The 23,488-nt window shown below is 37.4% G+C and carries 23 protein-coding genes; 19 read left to right on the forward strand and 4 right to left on the reverse strand.

The genetic code is table 11. The features are described from left to right. Positions 1-90: 90 nt before the first annotated feature. From ACT4_RS06550 to hisG, 6 genes are all read left to right on the forward strand, one after another. A complete protein-coding gene (locus tag ACT4_RS06550) occupies positions 91-426 on the forward strand; it encodes a hypothetical protein (protein ID WP_007480850.1) in 336 nt (111 codons plus the stop codon). A 189-nt stretch (positions 427-615) separates the two neighbouring features. Beyond that, positions 616-2,064: an RNA polymerase factor sigma-54 gene (locus tag ACT4_RS06555; RefSeq protein ID WP_007480851.1), complete on the forward strand. Its 1,449-nt coding sequence runs from the start codon at positions 616-618 to the stop codon at positions 2,062-2,064. A 167-nt stretch (positions 2,065-2,231) separates the two neighbouring features. Next, complete coding sequence (gene hpf, locus ACT4_RS06560) at positions 2,232-2,573, forward strand: ribosome hibernation-promoting factor, HPF/YfiA family (RefSeq protein ID WP_004881451.1); 342 nt, start codon at positions 2,232-2,234, stop codon at positions 2,571-2,573. Positions 2,574-2,710: 137 nt separating this feature from the next. Then, positions 2,711-2,962: a BolA family iron metabolism protein IbaG gene (gene ibaG / locus ACT4_RS06565; protein ID WP_004881449.1), complete on the forward strand. Its 252-nt coding sequence runs from the start codon at positions 2,711-2,713 to the stop codon at positions 2,960-2,962. A 6-nt stretch (positions 2,963-2,968) separates the two neighbouring features. Next, positions 2,969-4,228, forward strand: a complete 1,260-nt coding sequence (murA, locus tag ACT4_RS06570; RefSeq protein WP_007480855.1) for a UDP-N-acetylglucosamine 1-carboxyvinyltransferase — start codon at positions 2,969-2,971, stop codon at positions 4,226-4,228. Continuing rightward, positions 4,225-4,908 (forward strand): ATP phosphoribosyltransferase, encoded by a 684-nt coding sequence (hisG, locus tag ACT4_RS06575; protein ID WP_004881446.1) that lies wholly within the window; start codon positions 4,225-4,227, stop codon positions 4,906-4,908. The genes murA and hisG overlap by 4 nt, the downstream gene beginning before the upstream one ends. Before the next feature lie 42 nt (positions 4,909-4,950). Here the strand turns inward: hisG and ACT4_RS06580 are convergent, their stop codons facing one another. Both ACT4_RS06580 and ACT4_RS06585 read right to left on the reverse strand, forming a co-directional pair. Then, entirely contained in the window at positions 4,951-5,820 is an 870-nt protein-coding gene (locus ACT4_RS06580) for a sigma-70 family RNA polymerase sigma factor (protein ID WP_007480857.1), read from the reverse strand. Between the two features lie 6 nt (positions 5,821-5,826). Continuing rightward, complete coding sequence (locus ACT4_RS06585; protein ID WP_007480860.1) at positions 5,827-6,258, reverse strand: carboxymuconolactone decarboxylase family protein; 432 nt, start codon at positions 6,256-6,258, stop codon at positions 5,827-5,829. A 269-nt stretch (positions 6,259-6,527) separates the two neighbouring features. On the opposite strand from ACT4_RS06585, the gene hisD reads away from it, so the two are divergent. Then, positions 6,528-7,817, forward strand: coding sequence for a histidinol dehydrogenase (gene hisD, locus ACT4_RS06590; protein ID WP_007480862.1), 1,290 nt, complete (start codon positions 6,528-6,530; stop codon positions 7,815-7,817). A gap of 63 nt (positions 7,818-7,880) precedes the next feature. Next, entirely contained in the window at positions 7,881-8,966 is a 1,086-nt protein-coding gene (hisC, locus tag ACT4_RS06595) for a histidinol-phosphate transaminase (protein WP_007480863.1), read from the forward strand. Positions 8,967-8,974: 8 nt separating this feature from the next. Here hisC and ACT4_RS06600 read toward each other — a convergent pair whose 3' ends face one another. Further along, positions 8,975-10,324, reverse strand: coding sequence for an anthranilate synthase component I family protein (locus ACT4_RS06600; protein ID WP_007480865.1), 1,350 nt, complete (start codon positions 10,322-10,324; stop codon positions 8,975-8,977). A 504-nt stretch (positions 10,325-10,828) separates the two neighbouring features. Between ACT4_RS06600 and ACT4_RS06605 the strand changes: the two genes are divergently transcribed. The 6 genes from ACT4_RS06605 (at position 10,829) to ACT4_RS06630 (ending at position 18,935) form a co-directional block, all read left to right on the forward strand. Continuing rightward, positions 10,829-11,797 carry a DUF6160 family protein gene (locus ACT4_RS06605; protein ID WP_007480867.1) on the forward strand — a complete coding sequence of 323 codons (969 nt, stop codon included), beginning with the start codon at positions 10,829-10,831 and terminating at the stop codon, positions 11,795-11,797. A 267-nt stretch (positions 11,798-12,064) separates the two neighbouring features. Next, positions 12,065-12,898, forward strand: coding sequence for a C39 family peptidase (locus ACT4_RS06610; RefSeq protein WP_004881430.1), 834 nt, complete (start codon positions 12,065-12,067; stop codon positions 12,896-12,898). 43 nt (positions 12,899-12,941) lie between these two features. Then, the gene (locus ACT4_RS06615; protein WP_004881427.1) at positions 12,942-14,078 is read left to right on the forward strand and encodes a transporter; all 1,137 of its coding nucleotides are present in this window, start codon (positions 12,942-12,944) and stop codon (positions 14,076-14,078) included. A 12-nt stretch (positions 14,079-14,090) separates the two neighbouring features. Further along, the gene (locus ACT4_RS06620) at positions 14,091-15,755 is read left to right on the forward strand and encodes an OmpP1/FadL family transporter (RefSeq protein ID WP_171054784.1); all 1,665 of its coding nucleotides are present in this window, start codon (positions 14,091-14,093) and stop codon (positions 15,753-15,755) included. Next, entirely contained in the window at positions 15,755-16,942 is a 1,188-nt protein-coding gene (gene filE / locus ACT4_RS06625) for a putative pilus assembly protein FilE (RefSeq protein ID WP_007480869.1), read from the forward strand. The genes ACT4_RS06620 and filE overlap by 1 nt, the downstream gene beginning before the upstream one ends. A gap of 19 nt (positions 16,943-16,961) precedes the next feature. Further along, a complete protein-coding gene (locus tag ACT4_RS06630; RefSeq protein ID WP_007480871.1) occupies positions 16,962-18,935 on the forward strand; it encodes a hypothetical protein in 1,974 nt (657 codons plus the stop codon). A 44-nt stretch (positions 18,936-18,979) separates the two neighbouring features. Here ACT4_RS06630 and ACT4_RS06635 read toward each other — a convergent pair whose 3' ends face one another. Then, positions 18,980-19,528: an NUDIX hydrolase gene (locus ACT4_RS06635; RefSeq protein ID WP_007480873.1), complete on the reverse strand. Its 549-nt coding sequence runs from the start codon at positions 19,526-19,528 to the stop codon at positions 18,980-18,982. Between the two features lie 131 nt (positions 19,529-19,659). Between ACT4_RS06635 and ACT4_RS06640 the strand changes: the two genes are divergently transcribed. From ACT4_RS06640 to ACT4_RS06660, 5 genes are all read left to right on the forward strand, one after another. Further along, positions 19,660-20,265, forward strand: coding sequence for a CoA pyrophosphatase (locus ACT4_RS06640; RefSeq protein WP_034604782.1), 606 nt, complete (start codon positions 19,660-19,662; stop codon positions 20,263-20,265). A 32-nt stretch (positions 20,266-20,297) separates the two neighbouring features. Then, positions 20,298-20,825, forward strand: a complete 528-nt coding sequence (locus ACT4_RS06645) for a gamma carbonic anhydrase family protein (protein WP_171054785.1) — start codon at positions 20,298-20,300, stop codon at positions 20,823-20,825. Between the two features lie 143 nt (positions 20,826-20,968). Further along, entirely contained in the window at positions 20,969-21,667 is a 699-nt protein-coding gene (gene tsaB / locus ACT4_RS06650; RefSeq protein ID WP_007480877.1) for a tRNA (adenosine(37)-N6)-threonylcarbamoyltransferase complex dimerization subunit type 1 TsaB, read from the forward strand. A gap of 8 nt (positions 21,668-21,675) precedes the next feature. Continuing rightward, positions 21,676-22,497, forward strand: coding sequence for an undecaprenyl-diphosphate phosphatase (locus ACT4_RS06655; protein ID WP_004881415.1), 822 nt, complete (start codon positions 21,676-21,678; stop codon positions 22,495-22,497). Next, positions 22,497-23,300 carry a class I SAM-dependent methyltransferase gene (locus ACT4_RS06660; protein WP_007480879.1) on the forward strand — a complete coding sequence of 268 codons (804 nt, stop codon included), beginning with the start codon at positions 22,497-22,499 and terminating at the stop codon, positions 23,298-23,300. The genes ACT4_RS06655 and ACT4_RS06660 overlap by 1 nt, the downstream gene beginning before the upstream one ends. Positions 23,301-23,488: the final 188 nt, after the last annotated feature.

Raw genomic sequence — 23,488 nt, forward strand, 5'->3', positions numbered from 1 at the left:
GTGCATAATTAAAATACGAGTCAATATTGAAAGAGTCGTGCTATTTTTATTCTAATTAGATGCTAAATAAGAAATGCTATTAGGACCGATATGATTCTCTATGAACTTTTATCTGCTGTTGGAATTGTTTATTTAGGTGTTTTAGTATGGAAGTGGTTAGAAAAACCTAAGCAACAATATCAAGCACCTAGAGTTATTCACAAATGGATATTGGATGATCCTGATGGTGAGCTGTATGTAGCTTCTATTACATCAGATCAAAAGGTGTCGTCTGCTTGTGGGAGATATGCAATATCTTCTGGTTCAAAGAGCACAACTTGGTCTGGCTTTTTAGCAGGAGATTTAAATGAGCTTGTACGAACAACGATGGGACAGGAAGTGCTTGAAGAAATGCTTGAATGTCTTAAGCAGCAAAATCTAAAATAATTCTATGCAGTTTTGCATGCTTGTTAAATGAGAGGGCTAAGCTTTCCACTACAATAAATATTTGCCCTTTGCTATTTTTTTGAACAGATTAGTCAGTGGAAAAGAGCTTTGCTTATAGGCGGAAACATTGCTTTATGTTATAAATATTTTAATAGGCATGTTTTTTGCTTAATATAAAAGGGGAATACCATGAAATTATCTGTTGGGTTGAAAGTTGCGAACAATCTCTCGTTAACTCCTCAATTGCAACAGGCTATTCGTCTTTTACAATTATCGAGTCTAGAATTAGAACAAGAAATACAAATTCAATTAGATAGTAATCCATTACTTGAAAAAGTTGAGGAAAATAGTTCTACAGAAAGTTTATCTACACTTGAGTCGCAAGAAACAGGTGATTTAACAACTGAGCTTAATGCTGATCATTTACCTAATGATTTACCTGTAGATACAGAGTGGGATGATATTTATACCCATCAATCAACAGCCTTAGGGACCCCGGAATATGAAGAGCGAGAAGATAATCGTCAAGTTCATTTAGGTTTAAAAGAACATATTTTAGAGCAGGTTAATCTGTTACATTTTTCTTTAATTGATAAATTAATTGCCTACTGCATTGTTGATTCTTTAGATGATAAAGGATTTCTAGATGCAGAGTTGGACGATATTTTATTAGCTGTTAATCGGTTATTACAAGAAATGGAAAATGATGAAGAGGTTGAAGAAGATGAAGTTATCGTTGTCTTAAAACATATTCAACATTTAGATCCAATTGGTGTGGGTTCTCGAAATTTGGCTGAGTGTTTGAAAATTCAGTTAGAAGGCTTACATGACAAAGTTCCTTATATTTCAGAAGCAAAGAGTTTACTAAAATATTATGAATTATTGATCTCTAATGATTTAAATAAATTATTAAAGCAAACAGGTTTATCTAAAGAACAGCTAAAAAGTGCTGTTGATTTATTAAAAACATTAAAGCCTTATCCTGGTTTAGAGTTTGATCAACAAGAATCTGAATATCAGGTTCCAGATGTTGTTGTGGCAAAAAAAGATCAACATTGGCAAGTGCAACTCAATCCAGATGTGATGCCAAAACTACGCATTAATTCATTTTATTCAAATATGATTCGCCGAGCAGATCAAAGTGATGATAATGTTTATTTGCGAAATCAAATGCTTGAAGCTAAAAATTTTATAAAAAGTATTGATGAAAGACATAAAACACTTTTAAAAGTTGCAACTTGTATAGTCGAGCACCAACGTGCTTTTCTTGAGCAAGGTGCAGAGGCAATGAAGCCATTGGTTTTACGTGATGTAGCTGAAGAGGTCGAATTACATGAATCGACTGTATCGCGTGTGACGACTAATAAATATATGCTGACGCCACGTGGTTTATTTGAATTGAAATACTTTTTTTCAAGTCATGTTGGAACGACAACAGGAGGCGAAGCTTCATCAACTGCGATTCGCGCAATGATCAAAAAGCTAGTTTCCAATGAGAATCCTCGCAAGCCTTTGTCTGATAATACAATTGCTGAGATGTTGAAAAATGAAGGTATTGAAGTTGCTAGAAGGACTGTAGCGAAATATCGTGAATCGTTACATATTCCATCATCTTCTGAAAGAAAAGTCTTGATCTAAAATTCAAGGTGTGACTATTCTAGGTGTTCATTATTACGAAATAATGAATCTTTAATAATCACTAGAGGAATCGCTGCAATGGTTTAATGGATGTTAGATAATTGATATGCATTAAATTTACTTGAGCGATTTTCTTGATTCCTGAGAAAAAGGTGAGGGATAGAATTATGCAAATAACGATTCGTGGACACCATTTAACAATTACGCCAGCAATTGAAAAAAATATAAAAGAAAAATTTAGTCAGATGACTAAGCATCTAGATCAAGTAAATAGTATGCAAATCAAATTGGCTAAAGATCATCAAATTGATAAACGTTCGCATAAAGGCAGTGCAAACCATATTGCTGAAGCAATTATACGTTTGCCGGGGATTGAGCTGTTTGCTCAAGCAACTGCTGATGATATGTATACTTCGATTAAAAAGTTAACAGAAAAATTAAAAAGACAACTTGCAAAACATAGAAAAATGCAGTGTTCATATCAACATGAATTGGCACTTTTGAGTTAATTTTTTGTATTTATAAAAGAGGCTTTTTATGAGCCTCTTTTTTTATTGATAAAAAAAGAAACTGCGTACTGAATTATGTGAAAAAGTTATAGTAAAATAACTCGTTTTACACCAATGGTTGTATAAGAGGTCTTGAAATGAATAGTGAGCAGCTCACGCAAATTTTAAAAGAAGCCTTCCCTGAAGCAGAAGTAGCAGTGAGTGGACAAGCTGGAAAATTTGACCTTCGCATTGTTGATGATCAGTTTGAAGGTAAAAGAACGGTAACACGTCAGCAAGCGGTTTATGCACCTCTAAATTCTTATATCGCGAGTGGTGAAGTTCACGCAGTAACAATTCGCGCAATGACAAAAGACGAATGGCGCAAAGCAAGCCTTTTCGGAGCTTAAATATTAATGGATAAATTTTTAATTACGGGCGGTGTTAAGCTCGAAGGTGAAGTACGCATTTCTGGTGCTAAAAATGCCGCTTTGCCTTTACTTGCTGCAATGATCCTTGCTGACTCTCCTATTACGTTAACTAATGTACCAAATTTAAAAGATGTAAATACGCTTGTTAAATTAATTGCTGGTTTAGGCGTGACGATGAGCTATGAAGGGGAAACCGTTCGTGCTGATACATCAACATTAGATAATCAATTTGCGCCTTATGAGCTCGTTAAAACCATGCGAGCATCAATTTTAGTACTTGGTCCACTGCTAGCACGTTATGGCAATGCAAAAGTTTCATTACCTGGTGGTTGTGCAATTGGTTCTCGTCCTGTTGATCAGCATTTAAAAGCTTTAGAAGCTTTGGGTGCGCAGATTGAAGTAGAAAATGGTTATGTGCATGCTTCTGTTGATGGTCGTTTAAAAGGCGGTGAAGTTGTATTCGATATGGTCACTGTTGGCGGTACCGAAAATATCTTGATGGCTGCTGCACTCGCGGATGGTGTGACCACGATTCGCAATGCTGCTCGTGAACCTGAGATTACTGATCTTGCTCAAATGCTCATTAAGATGGGTGCAAAAATTGAAGGGCTTGATACAGATACTTTAGTGGTGACAGGTGTTGAAAGCTTACATGGCTGTGAATATGCTGTGGTTGCTGACCGTATTGAAACGGGTTCATATTTAGCTGCTGCTGCTATTACTGGTGGCCGAGTAAAAACCACGCATACTGATCCAGCTTTATTAGAAGCAGTTTTGGATAAGTTTGAAGAAATGGGTGCTGAAGTCACTCGTGGTGATAACTGGATTGAGCTTGATATGCAAGGTAAGCGTCCAAAAGCAGTAAGCTTTAGAACATTGCCGCATCCAGAGTTTCCAACTGATATGCAAGCACAGATCATGGCAGTGAATGCAATTGGCCGTGGATTTGCAACGATTTCAGAAACAATTTTTGAAAATCGTTTTATGCATGTCCCTGAACTTTCACGTATGGGTGCGAATATCCAAGTTGAAGGTCATGATGCAGTTGTAACTGGTGTTGATAAGCTCCAAGCGGCACCAGTTATGGCAACAGATTTACGTGCTTCATTCTCACTTGTTCTTGCTGCATTAGTTGCAGAAGGTGAGACGCTGGTTGATCGTATTTATCATATCGATCGTGGCTATGAACATGTTGAAGATAAATTACAAAGTTTAGGCGCTCAAATTAAGCGAGTAAAAGGATGAATGACTTAAGAAACGATGATCCAAATTTTGATGTAATGGGTAATTTTGATCATGGTTTAACTTTAGCACTCAGTAAAGGTCGTATTTTAAAAGAAACATTGCCGTTACTTGAAAATGCAGGCATCAATTTACTTGAAGATCCAGATAAGTCACGTAAATTGATTTTCCCAACGACACACAAAAAAGTGCGCATTTTAATTTTGCGTGCTTCTGATGTACCTACTTATGTTGAAAATGGTGCGGCGGATTTTGGTGTGGCGGGTAAAGATGTATTGATGGAACATGGTGCGCAACATGTTTATGAATTGCTTGATCTAAAGATTGCCAATTGTAAGTTGATGACTGCTGGTAAAGTGGGAATGGAACGACCAAAAGGTCGTTTAAAAATTGCGACCAAATATGTCAATTTAACTCGTCAATATTATGCAAGCTTAGGTGAGCAAGTTGATGTCATCAAACTATATGGATCAATGGAATTAGCGCCATTGGTTGGTTTAGGTGATTATATTGTCGATGTTGTTGATACTGGCAATACCTTACGTGCCAATGGTTTAGAACCATTAGAAGAAATTTGCAAAGTGTCTTCACGCTTAATTGTGAATAAGGCGAGTTTTAAACGTAAACAAGCGATCTTAAATCCAATTTTGACTCAGCTTGAAGAGGCGATCAAAAATCGCTAATCGTATTTTTAAAATTAAAAAGGTCAACTAAGGTTGGCCTTTTTATTTAAGTTTTTCTGGATTGCGTAGAACGTAGATATCAGAGATTTGTGATTGATTGAAATTAAAAGTGATTGCAGTTACATAGGTCTGGTTGTGGTCGTACAGTTTGAAACCAAGATTGCCATTCAAGAGACATATTTTCCAAGATAACTCATTCCACGCAATAAAGAGCAAACGTTCAAAGAAGCGTAATACATTAGATTGACCTATAAATGGATGTCGAATTGCTGATACCTTGCCGCCACCATCTGCTGCAAACTGAATATCCTCACTCAGTAACTCTTTGAGTTGTCTAATATTCTGAGAATGAACAGCATCTTTAAAAGCATCAAGCAGAACAAGTTGTCGTGAGGTAGGAAGCGTTGAAAGCATTTTGGGTTCTGTTTTAATATGTTTTCGCCCACGAGTCACTAATTGTCGACAATAGCTTTGTGTCTCTTGTAGAAATTCTGAAATTTCAATGTAATCAAAATTGAAAATATCATGCAGTAAATAGGCTGCTCGTTCTTTGGCGGAAAGTTTTTCTAATACTAAAAGAAAAGCGGTAGAGAGCGTGTAGTCGGATTCAATGAGTAAGTCTTCTGATTGATCATACGGCTCAGGTAGCCAAGTTCCAATATATTCAGTCCGAGATTTATGATGCGAACGTAGAAGATCAATACAGTGGCGAGTGCATACGGACGTTAGCCAAGCTTGTGGATTGATAATATCTTGTTTAGGTTGTTGCTGCCATTTGATAAAAATTTCTTGTAAAACATCTTCAGTTTCATGTACTGATCCTAAAAGTCGATAGGCAAGGCCAAACAAAAATGTTCGGCTTGCCTGAAATAGTTTTAAATCTTCATTACTGAAATTTGTGGTCGTATTCATTTGATTTTAGTGTTGAGCGATACCAATACGATTCCATAAATTAATCATACCAATGAGTAAAGTTAAAGCAGATATTTGCGCTTCACTGAAATATTGGAGTAACTCAACACGAAGAGGTTCATAGTCTGTTTGAACTTGTAATGTTGTTAAAGCTTCTACCCAAGCAAATGCAGCTTTTTCTTGTACACTGAAATCTGAGCAGTGTCGCCAAACAATTAATCGATCCAATCGTGTTTGTGTTTCACCATCTGCGAGTGCTTCAGCAATGTGCATTTTGACGCAAAATGCGCATTGATTGATTTGGGAGGCTCTGAGTAAGACAAGATGATACAGTGAACGTTCGATGAGTGTTGATTGCTCAATATATTGATGAACTTGTTGTAAATAGTGAATTGCATTTGGTAGATGTTTTTGCGGGTGGATATTATGAGTCGTCATTTTTATTTCCTAATTACAGCGGATTTGCTAATAAACTGACGATTCAGGAATATAAATTGTGACAGTTAAAAATACATTTAATTATAAACAATTGTATTTTTTATAAAATTTTTTAGTTTCTTTATGGTATTTATTATTTTTCATTGAAAATTAATCATTCATCGAGCTTATCTTTCTACACGATTGATTTTTTAGGCGGAGATTGCACCCACAAGCCTAATGAAAAAGAGTAAACTTAGCACTCTATTATTCGCCTTGTGGGTAAATTGATGCGACGTTTATCGACTCAGGATCAGAACTTTAAACAGGCTTTTGCTGAACTTTTAGCATTTGAAACTGTGAATGATCCTCAATTAGTACAAACCGTAGATCAAATTATTGCTGATGTTCGTCAGCATGGTGATGATCATGTACTTAAATTAACACAGCAGTTCGATCGACATCCAGCGCATCAATTCTCTGATTTAGAGTTAACTCAAGTACAACTCAAATCTGCATTTGATGGCTTAAGTTCTGAAATACGCGAAGCACTTGAACTTGCTGCTAAACGTATCCGTTCATTCCATGAGGCACAAAAGCAAGACGGCTGGACTTATGTCGATGAGTTAGGTAATACGCTAGGTCAAAAGGTTACACCGCTTGATCGCGTTGGGATTTATGTGCCAGGGGGATTAGCCTCATATCCATCATCAGTTTTGATGAATGCTTTACCTGCACATGTGGCTGGCGTGCCAGAAATTATTATGGTCGTACCGGCACCAAATGGTGAGTTGAATCCACTTGTATTGGCGGCTGCCTATTTAGCTGGTGTGAGTCGTGTGTTTACTATTGGTGGTGCACAAGCGGTTGCAGCATTAGCCTATGGAACTCAAACAGTTCCAGCTGTAGATAAAATTACAGGACCTGGCAATCGTTTTGTCGCAGCTGCAAAGCGCGCGGTATTCGGTCAGGTCGGTATTGATATGATTGCAGGCCCTTCAGAAATTTTGGTTTATGCTGAAGGGGAAAATAATGCTGAATGGTTGGCAATGGACGTATTGTCTCAAGCTGAGCATGACACTGTGGCGCAGGCTATTTTTATTACACCTGATGAAGTGCTCTTAAATGCAGTTGAAGCGGCTATCGAAAAGCATTTAAGTGAATTACCAAAAGCTGAAATTGCGAAAACATCGATTCAAAATCGTGGTGCATTAGTACTGGTAAAGGATCGTGCAGAAGCGATCGATCTCATTAATCAAGTTGCGCCTGAGCATTTAGAACTGTGCCTAGACGATGCTGAGTTGATGAGCCAAGAAATACGTCATGCAGGTGCAATCTTTATGGGGCGTTATACTCCTGAAGCAATTGGCGATTATTGTGCTGGTCCAAACCATGTGTTACCGACTTCAGGTACAGCACGGTTTTCATCGCCACTCGGTGTTTATGATTTCCAAAAACGCTCAAGTTTGATTATGTGCTCACAGGAAGGTGTTAAAACTTTAGCGAAGACCGCCGATGTTCTTGCAGTGCAAGAAAATTTGGATGCCCATGCTCGCTCAGCACGTTACCGTTATCAATAACCGATTCGAGAAATAGATAGGGGCTGATAAGCCCCTTTTTTGAGACACAAAGAGAGTAGAAAAATGACGTTTACAACAGAGCAAATGCGTTTTTGGAGTCCAGAAGTTCGTGAGTTAGAACCTTATGTGCCGGGCGAGCAACCTAAAATTCAGAATTTACTCAAACTCAATACCAACGAAAATCCATATCCACCATCACCAAAAGTTGTGGAAGCCGTTCAGGCTGTTTTGGCTAATCAAGCTGATGCCTTACGTTTATACCCTGATCCTGATGCGACTGCTTTAAAACAAGCAATTGCTAATCAGCAACACGTCGATATTGCTCAAGTTTTTGTAGGTAACGGCTCAGACGAGGTTTTAGCTCATATTTTCAAAGCTTTCTTTATTCAAAAACAACCTATCCTATATCCAGATATTACCTACAGCTTTTATCCTGTTTATAGCCAGTTTTTTGGAATTGAAACTAAACAAATTCCATTAAATGATAAATTTGAAATCAATGTTGCAGATTATCAGCAAGAAAATGGCGGCATTATTATTACGAATCCAAATGCACCGACCAGTATAGCTTTGGGGTTAGCTGAGATCGAGCAAGTGTTACAAGCGAATCCAGATCAAGTGGTTGTGATTGATGAGGCTTATGTTGATTTTGGAGCGGAATCAGCTGTTCAACTTGTTAATCGATATGACAATTTAGTGGTGTGTCAAACAACTTCAAAATCACGTTCACTGGCTGGCTTACGTGTCGGCTTTGCGATTGCACAGCCACATTTAATTGCAGCACTTGAAGCTGTGAAAAATAGTTTTAACTCTTATCCAATTGATCGTTTTGCTATTGCAGCAGCGGTTGCATCATTTGAAGATCAAGCTTATTTTGTGCAGCAATGCCAAAAAGTCATCGAAAGTCGTGAACTTATTTTGAATGATTTGACTGCGCTTGGCTTTAATATCTTGCCATCCAAAGCTAATTTTATATTTGCGACGCATCCTCAGCATGATGCAGTGCAGCTTGCTCAACAGTTGCGTGAGCAGGGAATTATAGTGCGTTATTTCAATAAGCCGAGAATTAATCAATTCCTACGTATCACAATTGGTACAGATGAACAAAATCAGCGTTTAGTCGAGACACTTAAAACGCAAATTTTATGAATCGTGCTTTAGTTTTTAGGTTTCTGTTGTGTATTGATTAAATCAAGCATGGCAGAAATCTTATCGAAGCATTCTTGATATTCTGCTTCAGCACCAGATGCAATGGTAATTCCTCCGCCAGCCCACATTGAAAGTTGATTTTGATATTTTTGAATACTACGAATCAAGATATTCCAACAACCTGTTCCATCAAAATTGAAATAACCAAGACTTCCACAGTAAGCACCGCGTGGCGCTCCTTCAAGTTCTTCAATGATTTGCATCGCTCGAATTTTTGGTGCGCCTGTAATTGAACCACCAGGAAGTGCTGATAAAAGCATCTCCATAGGATGAATATCTGGTTTTAATGTTGCTGTAATTTCGCTTACCATGTGATGAACTTGGTTGAAGCTCTCAATTTCAAATAATTTAGTGGTTTGAACAGAACCAGTTTCGGCGTACAGACTCAAATCATTTCTGAGTAAATCAACGATCATGACATTTTCAGCTTGATCTTTCTGTGACTGACTTAGCTTCTCTTTAGAAAGTTGATCCGCTGCTGGATCGTCAAAACGCGGCATAGTTCCTTTAATTGGACGGGTTTTTACCTGTCTGTCATGTTGAAATTCTATGAATAATTCTGGAGAACAGCTGAGTAGTTCAAATTCATCAACTTTCAAATAACCTGAGTAGGGGGCATGTGTTAGCTCCCAAAGTTTTTCAGCTTGATTCAATAAAGAACCACTCGCTTGAGCGATAAATTCTTGCGTAAGATTAATCTGGTAACAATCTCCAGCCTTAATGTACTCTTGGACTTGATTGAAAGCATTTAAATATTGATCTTTAGACCAACGTGGATGGCATTTCTCACTTAACGAGAGTACGTCAATATTGGTCTCTTGATGAATCAAATGAGATATATCTTGGAAAATTTCTTCTGCATTTTCATCATGACTATAAAAATACCAAGCTTGATCGTGGAATTTTAAAAAAGTTGAATATTGACCTAAAAAAAAGCTCGGTTGAGGATGGGATTTAATATTTACAGACAAATTTGCACTATAGTCATAACTAAAGAATCCTATATAACCACCTTGAAATCCTTGATTGGTATGATGTCTGAGAACGGGGTTATTATCAAAAGTGGAAAATTCTAAAATTGATGTTGGGTTCATTTCTTGTGAATAGTGATTAAAATTCTCATGATAAAATTCTTGAATATCGGAGCTTTGACCAACTAAAAATCTATTTGGTAAAAATGCAATAACAGGATGGTTGTGATCATGCAAATAAACTAAACCAGTCAATTCTTTAAGTCGAGTGATAAGGTCGAATGCTGAAATATGCTGAGTTTCAAGTTTTTGCTGAAAATGAGACATAAATTGAAAGAGGGAGAACTATTCATAGAAGTACAAATTGTACTACAGCTTCGAAAAATCTAGTTATGTTTAACATAAGTCGATCTCACAAATAAGAGATTTGTAGCCCTTAAAAAAGATGGTTTGAATACTTATTAGCAGAAAAAATAAATTAAGTGTTTTTGTTAACAATTAAGACTAAGTCGCACTGTTCAGATAAATGGAAAGTAAAGAGAAAAATAAACATATTTTTGAAAATTTGGTTGGGAAAATATCAAATAAGTTCAATTAGTTGTTTTTTAACTATAGATGCAAATAGTACGTTTAATTTTTATGCCGTTTGTCGGGTTGTCTATAAAAAGGAGTTAACAGGAGTTGAACATAAAATAACAAACAGGTAATTTAGTACTTGCTAAGCGAACTACTCAAGGATTGGAAGTTCAAGTTGTCATTTAAGAATAAAACAACAGTGGACAGTTTAGAGTAGTGTAAGTCAAAAAATAAATGCTCTTGGGAGAGTGCTCAATGAAAATGTTTACTAAACTAGCTTTAGTTTCTTCAATGGCGATTAGCGCAAATGCAATGGCTATGCAGGCAATGGATGATGCTGCACTCAGCGCTGCAACAGGTCAAGATGGGATCAATATCGGTATCGGTGTTTCTCGTTTAGATATTGAAAAAGTTTTAATTCATGATAATGATGGTTTGTCTAGTACTGGTACTGCTGTTGGTGGTACAGATACAGCAGGTGCGATCGTTATTCAAGCAAATGGTACTGGTGCTACAGCAACTAAGGGTATTGTTATTGGTGCTAACACCGCAGCTCTTTTACCTAGCCATAACTTAATGGATCTTGCGATCGATACTGATGCTGGTGCAGGCGGTGGTAACACAGCATTTCTTAACATTGCAGCACAAGTATCTGGTTTAGATATAGCAATTGGCGAAATTGGTGTTTCTGCTTCTAATGCTGCAGGTACTGGTCCTGGTATTCGTCGTGGTAATGATGCTTCTAACTATAACGCAATTTTATCTGGTTTAACGCTTAAAACAGGCGTAACTAGTGCAAATATTCAGTTGGGTGCAGCTCCTCAAGGTGCTATGATTGTTTTAAATACAACAATGACTGGTGGTTTGGAGATTACAGATCTAGGTATTCTTGATAGTTCAACTATCGGTCAGACTACTTTAAGTGGTGCTACTAGTACTTTAGCTGGTGAAATTCACTTAGACAGTATCAAAGTTGCTGATGCTTCAGGTGCGAATTTAACTGTTAATGCGCAAGTTGGTGTTGTTGGTGAAAGTGTAGCTGGTGCAAATGATGGTTACCTTAAAATCACTGCTGGTGGAACTCCAACAGATGTTTACATCTCTGGTGTACGTTTAGGTAGCTCAACTGCAGCGTCAATTGGTGATGTTGAAGTTCAAGGTATGCAAGCTTACCATGGTTTAACTCCTACAGCTGGTGCAGTAATTACTATTTCTGGTCACTAAGTTGTTGTTAAAAAAGCGCACATTGTGCGCTTTTTTTATTTTTCAAAAGATTATTAATACACTATCTTTTGAAAAATATGTAATGGATGTCACTTATTTATTATATAAATTTACCTAAAACATAGTTTTGCTACATTTCGTCAAAAAAACTAAAAAATGCTGTTTTTTTTATAAAAGAATGTATCTTCAACAAACAGGGAAGAGGTGTCTAGAGCACTGAGAATAAAATGAATAAGGCAAGTATGCCGCTGTTAAGAAAAGAGACTTATGTTAGAGATAGCTTTAGGCTCTGCATTGATGTATTACTTTACAACGCAGGCCTTCGAAATAGAAAAAAAGCCTGAGGGAACTGTGTATTACACAGAGACCTTGGACTCAAGAAATCCTTCGTTTACACGAAATCATCGTGAAGCCGTTGTAATTAAGCCAGCAGTTGAAGACCAATTCCGAGGTATCGTACGTCAAGCCTATGATTATAGTTGTGGCTCGGCAGCTTTAACGACTCTTTTAAATGGTTACGGTGGATTAAAGCTTACAGAACAACAAACTATGACAGGTTTGCTTCAATACGGTGAATATCAGCGTATCATCGAACGTCGTAGCTTTTCTTTACTCGATATGAAAAGATTTGTCAGCGCGTTGGGGTTAAATAGTGGTGGCTATCGTGGAGAGTTTTCTGATTTAACGGCATTAAAACAGCCTGCTATAGTGCCAATTACTTATGCAGGCTTTAAGCATTTTGTAGTATATAAAGCGTATAAAGATGGTAGGGTATATGTTGCAGATCCATCTCTTGGGAATATCAGTTTTGATGAGTCTCGATTTAAAGAGATATGGGATAATAATACTTTATTCATTATAGATATACCTGAGCAATATCGTAAAAACTTCTTAGCATTACAAGATGCAGATATGCGGCATGTTGATGATGCAACAATTAATAGATATGCATTAGCGGAAATTCAATTTCCAACCCAAAGATTTGAAAAAATTGCTGATAAGGCCTCAACAATGCGTAGAGTATTGGACGCTGATCCTAATTCAGAAAATTACAACAAGCCAATTACGACTTTTATGCGGATGTATTACAAGCGTAAATAAACAACAGATTTTAGTAAATAAAATGAATTAGTAGGATGTCACAATGAATAATCAATGGATGAATATGAGTGTGTTAGCATTGAGTTTAAGTGCTATCACGTCAACTCTTTATGCAGAAGAACAGCCTCAAACGCCAATAGTTGAACAGCAGGAACAAGTTCAAGCAACTGAGTCAGCAGTAGATTCTAGTCAAGACGTAGGTGAGTCTGGAAATGATGCGATTGTTACAACTGGAAGTGATGCTAATCAAGCCGCGAATGCATTACAAAAACAAGATGGTGATGCCACGAAAGAAACTAATTTACAAGAAGTGTTTACATCAAATGAGAGACAATATTCTCTGATAAAAAAAGGTGTATTTTCATCTTATTATGATATTGATTACACATATTACAGAGACAGTCGACTTGATCTAGCAACAGGGGATAGTACAAGTACTTTGGCGCGGTTAAGGGTTGAAGAGGATGCAAACCATACATTAACGAACTCTTTTACTGTTCAATATGGCGTCTTAGATAATGTTACGTTATCTGCAACGCTTCCCTTTATGGCTAAAAAAGATTTATTGCAAGATAAGACTGCTGCTGGTTTGGGGGATATTTCTTTTGGTGCACGTTGGGAGCCGTTCCCATTAAAACAAGGACGTTTACCGTTAGTTCTCTTTGGTAGTTTATCAACAAAAACTGGTGACAGTCCTTATGAGATTGGTATTGATGAGTTATCGACAGGTAAGGGATATTACTCGGTAGGTGTTGGCGCAAGTACACGTAAGTATATTGATCCTGTTGTTTTATTTACATCTGTTTCTGCGAATTATGGTTTGAAAGAGTCGGGATTAAATCAGCTGCGCGGGACTCGTACGCTAGAAAGTTTTGATCCAGGTCTGAGCGGAGGTTTTTCATTCGGATTCGCATACTCATTTAACTATGATGTGTCTTTGACTATGTCATATCAACAAAGTTTTAATACAGGTGCAAAATTCTATTTTGAGAATGATGAAAGCTATAAGTCTGCTGATCAAAGTAGCTCAATGTTATCTTTTGCATTAGGGGTTCGTGTTTCACCAGAAACAATTGTGAATGGAACTGTTGGAATTGGTTTGACAGAAGATGCACCAGATGTATCTCTAGGCTTGTCATTCCCACTAGATATTATTGGTTTTGGAAAAAAACTACGTTAAGGAGACATGATGGTGAAATATCCTAAGTTATGTCCTTTAGCGTTTGGTATTTTCGTTGCAGGACTTTCGAATATAACTAATGCCCAATTAGGGCAAGATTTATCAGTGGATTTACGCTCCTTATCTTTAGGTAATGCTGTTACGGCTGACCCTCCAGGGATTAGTGCAGTACATTTTAATCCCGCAGCATTGACGAAGATTGATGGATTACAAACAGATGTTCAGGGCATTTTAGCTAACTTTGCCATCAAACGAGATTATGCCGCTCCTGCGGGTTATAATGTTTTTGGATATTCAGATGATCCATTAGTCTGTAATGATGGGCCAGAAGTGGACACGGGTATCTGTACTGATTTTAAAGGTACGGTATCCGGTGATGTTGAATATGCTAGTATTTATGTTCCTATTCTTAAAAAAATTGTAGATTTGGGTCCTAACTCTCCTTTAGCAGCACCAACTGCTGGTATAGCTTATAAGCCGCCAGGATCAAAAGTGACTTATGCTACAGCAGTTTATGCTCCGTTAGTTGCTGGTTTTGGTGCAGAAGATGGTAACCCTAGTAATTATATGGGACAACAAGTTGCTTTAGAGCGTATTACTTACTTATCTCCTTCATTTGGTTATCAGGTTAATGATCATTTATCTCTTGGTGCATCATTTGGTATGTCTTATCAAGCGATCGCTATGAAAACTGATTTACGATTTCCTAATGAGATGATTGGTGTTCTGCGAATGGTTGATGAGGTTGTCTGTGGTCCATTCAAGGACAATGGAGATATCATCACTGATCTACTTCTTTTTGGTATGTGTAACGCGAAAGAAGGGATGAACCCATTTAATAAAATGGGAGCATTAGATGTTTCATTAGAACAATCATTAAGTCCTAGCTATAACTTAGGCTTACTGTGGGAGCCAACTGATGACTTTAGTTTCGGCATGGTTTATCAAAGTGAAGCAAAAATGCGTTTACGGGGTAAGTATTTAATTAATAATGCGAATGCTCCTCAGCAACTGATTGCTGGTTTGAACTCTTCTGCTACGGGTCAGATTCTTGCTGCAATTTTGGGTTTACCTGGATATGTACCGAATATTGAATCTGGCTTAGTCGCTATGGATTTCAAATATCCACAGCATTTTAAGGCTGGAATAAAATATAAAATTTTCCCTGATTTACAAATGAATTTTGATGTTGGATGGACTGATTTCTCCGCATGGGATAAGTTTAAATTCGAATTTGATCGACAAATCTCACTATTAAAAGTAGCAAAGTTATTATCTGCAGATGTAACTGATCGCTCATTAGCTTTACCTTTAAAATTTCAGTCTTCTTGGCGTTGGGGAATAGGTTTCGAATATTCGGCAACGGATCGTTTGAAATTGAGAATTGGATATGAACCACGTACGAGTTCTATTCCTGACGATAAGCGCAATACGATGGTGCCGATTAACAATGCACAATTATTTGGTCTAGGTCTTGGTTATCGTTTTGATCAAGATACAGATTTAGATTTATCTGTCGGTTTTTTGCGCAGTCGTGATGATATTCCAGCAAATACAAGTAGTCTATCAAATAAGACAGGGGTAGATAATATTTTATTAAACCCTTATGCCGGACTGAATGTTAAAACCAATACCAAAGTCACTTTACTTGGTATCAACTATAGAACTAGATGGTAATGCAAAAGAACAGAAATCAACGATCAAAACTCCCAATACTAATTATATTCATTGGTTTTGTGAGTGGATCCAATCTATATGCAGATGGTTTCTATACAATCATTGGTCCAGATGGTCGACCAATGATTGTGCCAAAAAAAGACCAAGAAAAAGTGCTAAAGATACCCGTGAAAGAGTCGGTTGAGGGATTAACTCCTTCTATCGATCCTATTTCTAAAAAAGATGTGACTGCTAAGGAAAAAAGGTTTGAAGTTACCCCAATACAGCCATTACAACAAAATGCCATTCCCACGACAATAGATAAAGGTTTGATACAGCCAGCCGAACATACGAATAAAAATCAGGATATTACGCCTGCTAAAAACCAAGTTATAAAAACACTTGAGTTACCAAATACTTCAATTAAAAGTGACAAGCCGATTGCCGAATCTGCAGAAAAGCTTAAAGGTAATACTGTACCTGTGGTTACAAAAAAAATGTCGAGTGAGATACAAGACGGTAATAATAAACCGTTCACAGATATCGATGGTGTTAAATACGTTAATAATGAATATTTGGAAGATCAGGAGTTTAATTTAGAAGGAAAAAAACGCTTTTATACGATGCCTGATGGTAGTGGACGTTTTGAAACCATTGAGCGTAAAAAGGGTGTAAGTCGCTCTATGCTTGATCGTATTATGAATCGATCATTAGACTCAAATAAACCAATTACATTAGCTGAAAGTTACATGCGTTTATCAGCACAAGATTTAGCTCTCGCATTTGAAAATGACCGTTGCTTTCTTGAAGGTTATTCTAAGTCAATTAAAAAGTTGACACCGAAAAAAGAAATCGGTATTTGGCCAAGAAAACCACTTAAAGAAAAATTTGAATATGAGTTAATTGAGTTGGATAGCTCAATAAGATATGTGCAAATGGATTCATTTGCTTCTAGTATTGAAAGCCCAGCTTATTATTGGCCTTTAGTTGTATTTTTAGATGAGAAAGGATGTATAAATGAAGGAGTAAGTGGTTTTAAAAATGCTACAGTAAATACATCTTTATTTAAGCATGCTGCAATTCAAGGAACTCTTCGTATACCTTCAAATACTCGCTATTTAATGATGACACCATTGGCCTCCGCAGTTGATGTGCCAGAAAAAGAACTTTCGAATCAAGGACAGATAAATCTCTCTGTTTTACAGTAACTATTAGGATGAGTTTTGTATGAATAAGAAAATAATATTACCTTTCGCTTTATCTACATTTGCGGCTCTCTTAACTGGTTGTGGTGGTGAAAGTGCAAAAATAAATGAAGATCCAACACAAGGAGTTGATGGAGTAACTTCAAATACAAGTTGTAATATAAATGACACAGATTGCTTGAGATTTGTACTTGATTATCCTGCGGCAGGTATAAATTTTGATTGCAGTACTGATACATTTAATCATTTTGCAACTAAGTTAGAAGGCAATATTGTTACTGGTGCCTGTAAGGTAGGTGATAATGCAACCTTTTTTATTCAAGGAATTGATGCGCGAAGAATTAATTTAGGTACAGTAAAGCTTGATAATATTTCTAAGTTAAAAACAACGACAATCCCTCATCTTCGAGTTATTGATTTTGCAATCGCTTTAACTGGGAAGACTCCAAGTTCACTTGATGTAAATGATGAGACAATTCGTGTTGCAATGGCAATTGTAAAAATTTTGCAAGCCATGGGAATCGAGAGAAAAGATAATGTTGTGGGGGATTTACAGCCTACAGAGTTTACTGAAGAGAAAAAAGATCAATTAGTTTCTCTGACTAAAGATATTGGAGTTAATGAGCTTCTATCTGGTGAATATGCAACTATTTTAAAGCCATGGCTAGATGTTAGTGAGATTTCTGATGATCAAGCATTTAATATGGTTGTTCAGCTATTAAATTTAGTAAATACAGGTATATGGCAGTCTGATTTACCGACATACAAAGCAGGTGGTGAAAGTACATCAACTAATAATAATCTTAGACCAGATGGCTTTTTCGGTTGTAATAAAACACCTAGTTCAAAATGTATTGATGCAGCAAGTGACTTATTGCATTCTATGGGTACCTTTTTTCTATTATCAGATCGTCAAGGCTATACAATTGGATATGGCCAGCAATGGAAAGGACCTGCGACTATTAGTAATAATCTAGTTGTGGCTCCAATAGCCTTGATTACTAAAGTTAAACCAACTAAGTTGCAAATTAATGCTCAAAATGAATGGTTAAATCCAATTACCCAACAAGTTAATACAGCTACTCCTTTGCGTTTGAATGTTACTGAGAATAATTCAGATGAAGATTTATTTATCAATCAAGGTAAGTTAGTCAATCGAAACACAATCGCGGGTACAGAGAATATATATCGACAATTAATCAAAGCAAAAGATAGTGATGTTATTGATACATCACATTTGGGTATTTGGAAACAGAATGTAGATAACGTAAATTATAATGGAACAATTGATATAGTTAAGGCAAATCCATCGAGTTACTTATCTAAAGATATCTTTAAAACAGAGAAGAATGTTTCTTCGCAACAGCCGTATGTATTTCCGCTTTATGCTACATTGACTTTCAATTTTAATAATGAAGCCAATTTAGCTCCTGTAAACGTGGGAATCGTAGTTGATGAAAATGGTGATATACGTACAGATATTAAAGCGAATTCTAGTTCGACGGATATGAGTGGTATTTGTGGCACAGTTAAATCAGTGAACACTGATGGTACAATCACTGATAGTAATGATCAAATACAGTATCGTATTGGTACAGTTGGTGCTACATTATTTTCGTCAAATGATAAGTCGATCTCTGTGAGAATGATCCTCTCTAATTCAAAATTTGGATTGATTAATGGTGTTATGTTTGGTTTAAATTTAACAACAGGAACTGGCGCCAAAATTAATGTTCACAATCTCTTAAGTGGTCAAGCGACAGGTATCAACCTAACAAACTTTACAAATAGCACTGTAAGCTGGTCGAATACTTATGCTTATTATACTGATGTATATAATCGTCTTTATGATGATTTAACTACAGAAGAAAAGAATAAGTATGTAAAGCCAACTGATGCCGAGCGTGAGCTAGCTAAACGTTACTCTGGTACAGTCAGTATTAAAATTGCTGATCAGACTATTCCTGCATGTAAAGCGATTAGAACGAAATCATAATCTAAAATGAAATAAAAAAGACCGCATCAAGCGGTCTTTTTTATTTATCCAGTATGATCAAGTCGTGTTCCAATGGTTTCTAAATGAGCTGGAAATAGTCCATCTTTACGATCTGCAAAGTAATGTTTCAATGTTTGCTCTACACTTGGAAATGCAAGCTCAGTCCAAGGAATTTCATCCTCTTCAAAAAGTCGGCATTCGAGGCTTTCTTCACCTGCTCCGAAGATACCGTCCTTAATTTTTGCTTTAAAAAGAACATAAATTTGTCCAATGCGAGGGATATTGTAGGTACAGTAGAGTTGTTCGATTTCAACTTCAGCTTCGGCTTCCTCTCTTGTTTCGCGAGCGGCACCTTGCTCCATCGTTTCGAACAGTTCCATATAGCCTGCGGGTAAAGTCCACAACCCATAACGTGGCTCGATTGCTCTGCGGCAAAGTAAAACCTTATCATCCCAAAGTGCCAGCGCACCGCAAATAACCTTAGGATTCTCATAATGAATATTGCCGCAGTTGGTGCAAACAAGTCGGGTTTTATGATCACCTAATGGGATTTTTGCTTCAGTTTCATGTCCACACGCAACGCAAAAGCTCATAATTATCATCAGCGACAGAGATAACTCAGCATAACTGAATTTTTCTGACTTCGCATCATGATCTATGATTGTGGTTCAAATTTCGGCTATGATGTTTAATTAAGGGAAATAGAAAAAGAGTGATGCTTGATATGGATGAACAATCGTTAATCGAACTTTTACAACAACGGTTGCGTTTTTCCAAACGAATCCAACAAGCAGATGCCGCAGTTTTAATTGCAATTACACAAGAACAGAAACCCAAAGTTTTACTTACACGCCGCTCTATTCATCTATCACAACATGCTGGTGAGGTATCATTTCCTGGCGGGAAGCGAGATCCAAGTGATACCAGTAACATTGTGGTCGCTTTGCGTGAAGCACAAGAGGAAACAGCATTGAATCCTTTTGATGTGAAGCTTTTAGGTGATTTGCCTATTCAACGTGCTCGAAGTGGGCTTTCCGTGAAGCCGATTGTTGGCTTGATACCAGCTCAAGTTGACTTGATTGCGCAGCCAACCGAAATAGATCGGATATTCTTTGTTCCTTTGCAAGAGCTGATTGATGCACCGCCATTACCCTATGAGGTACGACTCGCTCGTCAATCGATTTATTTTCCGAGTATGCAAGTTGAAAGTGAAATTGTTTGGGGCTTAACTGCACGGATGTTAGTGTCTTTATTTCAGTATGGGTTGGGATATCAGAAAAAATGGCCTTTTTTGGTCAATCCTCCTAATTTTGGTTTAGCTAAGTTTTAAATGTTTTATTTAGATATAGAGTTATTGACATGATGTATAAATACAAAGGATTGAGTCCTAAAGCTTTACATGAACCATGGGATGGGTGGGTTGCGCCTACCGCAACGGTCATTGGACAAGTTGAACTGGGTCGACAAGTGAGTATTTGGTTTGGTGCTGTGGTCCGTGCAGATAATTGTGTGATTCGTATTGGTGATTTTTCTAATATTCAAGAGAATGCTGTTTTACATACAGACGCAGGTATTGAGCTCAATATTGGTGAATATGTCACCGTTGGCCATAAAGTGATGTTACACGGTTGTACGATTGGGGATAATTCACTTATTGGGATGAATGCCGTTATTTTGAATAATGCGGTCATTGGAAAGAACTGTATTATTGGCGCAAACGCTTTAATTCCTGAAGGGAAGGTGATTCCGGATAATTCTGTGGTTATGGGATCACCAGGTAAAGTTATTAAAACTTTAGATGAACAAGGCGCTGCAAGATTGCGATTGAGTGCTCTGCATTATGCTGAACACTACAAAAACTTCTTAGAGTTAGAAACATTTAGCTTCTAACTAGCCATCTCATAAAAGATGTTCGGATTGCCAAGTCTGTACTTGGCTTTTTTGTATCTATAAAAACAGAACAACTCGCCTATCAGCTTTGAGTGGAGTATGATACTCGACGATTTTTCTCTCTTTTTAGTTAAGGTTTTTGCATGAAGTTGCTTGCATTGGAATCTGCAAATGAGCAGTGTTCTGTTTCATTAATTGATGATTCTCAAGAACTCTATTTTCAGTTAGATGAGCGAGCAAAAGCCCAAACGCAAACGATATTACCTTTAACTGAACAAGCATTGTTACAGACAGCGACTCAACTCGCAGATTTAACAGCAATTGCTTTTAGTCGTGGCCCTGGTTCATTTAGTGGTGTTCGTATTAATGCCGCGGTTACACAGGCGCTAGCATGGTCGCAAGACTTACCTGTGATACCAGTTTCAAGTTTACAAGCCTTGGCACAAGCGGCATATCGTTTAACAGGTTTGCAGCAGGTAACGGCAGTTTTAGATGCGCGTATGCAAGAAGTTTATATCGCTAACTTTTGCATGGATGACCATGGCATCATGCAGGCTATAGATGAAGAAAAATTATTAAATTATGAACAAGCGACTGCTTATTGCAAGTATAAACCAGTTGGATCTGGTTCAGAATTAATTAAGCCTGAGCACATAGACTCTCCAAATATTTCCACTCAAATATCATCTGTAATAAAAATTCAGGCAACAGCCCAAGATATTGCGACGATTGCACGTATGCGCGCAGTTCAACAAGATTGGGTAAATGCGGAGCATGCTTTGCCAGTTTATTTGCGTGATGATGCGTGGAAAAAAATTCCAGAACAAGGTAAGTCAAATTAAGGTTAACTATGGATCTTTTATTGCTTTTTAAAGCAGCGATTATGGGGTTGGTTGAAGGGATTACAGAATTTCTTCCAATTTCAAGTACAGGGCATTTGATTTTAGCTGGACAACTTCTCGATTTTTGGACAGTAGAAAAACGAGATATGTTTGCTGTAGCTGTACAGATTGGTGCAATTGCTGCGGTTATTTATGAGTACTGGGGAAAGCTTTGGGGTGCTTTGATTGGTGCATTAAAAGGGCAGGAGCAAGGTCGTCGTTTAAGTCTGAATTTGATCATTGCATCGATTCCAATTGTGATCATTGGTTTGACTTTCGGTGATGTGGTTAAGGCATATTTATTTAATGCGATTACAGTTGCAATTGCTTTGATTGTGGGTGGTTTTATTATTCTGTGGGCTGAACGCCGTCAGCATCAGATTGTAACTCAAGAAGTCGATGATCTAACTTTTAAACAAGCAACCTTAATTGGTTTGATTCAATGTTTAGCTTTGTTTCCGGGAACATCTCGTTCGGGCTCTACCATTATTGGATCGTTGTTTTTGGGCGTTTCGCGTAAAGCGGCAGCAGAGTTCTCATTCTTCTTGGGTATTCCTGTGCTGATGGGTGCTGGTTTGCTCGACATGTATAAGATGCGTCATGAGCTACATAGCAATGACATGCTGGTGTTAGCAGTCGGTATTATTGTTGCCTTTATTTCTGCTTTAATCGTGATCCGTGCCTTGATTCGTTATGTGTCGAAGCATGACTTTACTGCATTTGCTTATTATCGAATCATTTTTGGTTTATTTATTCTAGCGACTTGGTGGACTGGTTGGGTGCATTGGTAATGCAAATGATTTGTCGATATCAAGCTGAATATGAAGTACAGTTTCAGCAACTACAGGCTCGTTTTACAGAGTTAAATGTTCAGCTTGAAGGACAAACTGTCGAGAAAATTAACGCTCGGTTTTTACGTCTTAACCCAGAAATGACTTTGGTATTGGATAGTGATGGTTTAAGCCTTGCAGCCAATGGAATGAAAATGCAACCTGATTGGCGCGCAGAAATTCCTAGACTTAAACGTGCAAGTTTAAAATCAGAAATGATTGCAAGAGCATGTCAGTTAGGTGAAAAGCCAACATTAATTGATGCTACCGCTGGATTGGGTCATGATAGTTTGTTGATGGCTCATCTTGGGGCTGATGTCCGATTAGTCGAGCGCCATCCAATTTTGTTTGTTTTATTGGAATATAGCAAAGTTCAGGCTGAACAAGATTCTTTCTTGCAATCCACAGCGCAACGAATTCAGCTTATTTTTGCGGACTCTAATCGCTATCTAAGTCAATTGATCGAGCAAAATGAACAAGTCGATGTCGTTTATTTAGATCCAATGTTTCCTCAGCGTGATCAAAACCAACAAGCGGTTAAGAAGCAAGCACAGGTCAAAAAACAAATGCAGCTATTGCATATGTTGCTTCCCGAAGATGGAGAAATGGATTTGGGAGATCAGTTACTTGATTTAGCTAAACAAATAGCCAAAAGAGTAATTGTTAAGCGCCCACGACATGCAGTTTATTTGGCTGGGCAAGCACCTGATCATCAGTGGTTAGGAGACGCTTGTCGTTTTGATGCATATTTTCCAAAAGGTTAAATCTGAAATCGCACGCAAGTGATTGTTTAGCTTAGGTCAATGCTCGGTAAAGATTTGTGATATAGTGCAAAAGCATGATTGCTAAAAAATTCTTGTCAAGTTTACACTAGCGCAGCGCATAGCATGTTTTTGGAAAAGTGATGTTCATTCTGTAACGTTTGGCATATTTTCAGTTTAGGCTTGAAAAG

This window comes from Acinetobacter sp. NBRC 100985, from assembly GCF_000241225.1.
In the GTDB taxonomy this organism is placed as follows: Bacteria; Pseudomonadota; Gammaproteobacteria; order Pseudomonadales; family Moraxellaceae; genus Acinetobacter; species Acinetobacter venetianus.